At 73.3% G+C, this 1,395-nt stretch carries 2 protein-coding genes; both read right to left on the reverse strand.

Going from position 1 to position 1,395, the window contains the following annotated elements:
• A partial coding sequence (locus tag ACTS11_RS07630) for a dihydrodipicolinate synthase family protein (RefSeq protein WP_442639730.1) occupies nucleotides 1-870 on the reverse strand: 870 nt, incomplete at its 3' end.
• On the reverse strand, nucleotides 860-1,395 hold a 536-nt coding region (locus ACTS11_RS07635), incomplete at its 5' end, for an aspartate/glutamate racemase family protein (RefSeq protein ID WP_442639731.1). The genes ACTS11_RS07635 and ACTS11_RS07630, both read right to left, overlap by 11 nt.

Genomic DNA, 1,395 nt, shown 5'->3' on the forward strand with positions numbered 1-1,395 from the left:
GTCGATCTCGGCCACGGTCTCGCGCGAGAGGGCGGGGGCGGGCTTGCGCGCGGTGGGGTGGGCGATGGCGCCCCGGCGCGCGAGGATGTGCTTGCGGATGGCGAGGCCGAGGCCCGGCTGGCTCTCGTAGCGGACGAGCGGGAGGTAGGCGTCGAAGAGGTCGCGGGCGCGGGTCTCGTTTCCTTCGCCCATCAGGCGGACGACATCGGCCATCATCTCGGGATAGGCGAAGCCGGTCATCGCGCCGTCGGCGCCGCGCAGCATCTCCTCGAGGAGGAACTGGCCGCCGTTGCCGCAGAGGATCGAGACGCGGCGGGCGCCCTGCGCCTCGGCGCGGCGGAGGGTCGAGATCTTCTCGAGGCCCGGCCAGTCCTCGTGCTTGAGCATCACGCAGGACGGGTGATCGCGGAAGATGCGCAGGCAGAGGCCTGTCGAGATCTGGACGCCGGTGACGAGGGGGAAGTCCTGGAGGACCCAGGGGATCGGGCCGAGCACCTCGGCCACGTTGGCGAAGTAGCCGGCGATCTGGTCGTCGGTGCGCAGCGTCGAGGCGGGCGCCACCATGACGCCGGCGGCCCCCTTGTCCATGGCGGTCTTGGCCAGCGCCTCGATGGCGGCGAGGCCGGGCGCGGAGACGCCGACGACCACGGGCACCGAGGCGCGGGCGGTGACGCGTTCGACGACGGCCACGGACTCCTCGGCCGAGAGCTTGCCCGCCTCGCCCATCATGCCGAGGATCGTGAGGCCGGTCGCGCCCTTCTCCTCGTAGAAGGCGACCATGCGGTCGATGCTCGCGAGGTCGAGGGCGCCGTCGGGGAGGAAGGGGGTGGCGGCGATGGTGAAGACGCCGGAGGCGGTCTCATCGAGCATGTCGGTCTCCTGTCCCGGGGGGCCGGGGTCTGTGGCTCTGGTTCAGCGCGATGCGGCCGAGCGCGGTGGCGGTGGCGGCCTGGCAGGGCTCGACCACCGGCAGGCCGATCGCGTCCTCGAGGGGCGCGCGCAGGCGCGCCATGCCGGCGCAGCCGAGGATGAGGACGTCGGCGCCGTCGCGGTCGCGGAGCGCCGTTCCGACCTCGACCATGCGCGCCTGTGTGGTCGTTTCGTCCGCCAGCTCCGCCACGCCGAGGCCGAGGGCGCGGTCGCCCGCGAGCCGGTCCATGACGCCCATCGCGCCGAAGGCGCGCATGTGGCGGGGGATGGAGGCGGGCAGGATCGAGATGACGCCGAAGCGCTGGCCGAGGGTGAGGGCGGTGGCGACCGCGCATTCCTGGATGCCGAGGACGGGTTTCGCCGTCCGGTCGCGCAGCGCGTGGAGGCCGGGATCGCCGAAGCAGGCGATGACGAAGCCGGACGCGCGGTTCTCGAGGCGGGCGGCCAGCGCGAGGAGGTGGGGCA

It is taken from the genome of Roseicyclus sp. (genome assembly GCF_052168335.1).
GTDB lineage: Bacteria > Pseudomonadota > Alphaproteobacteria > Rhodobacterales > Rhodobacteraceae > Roseibacterium.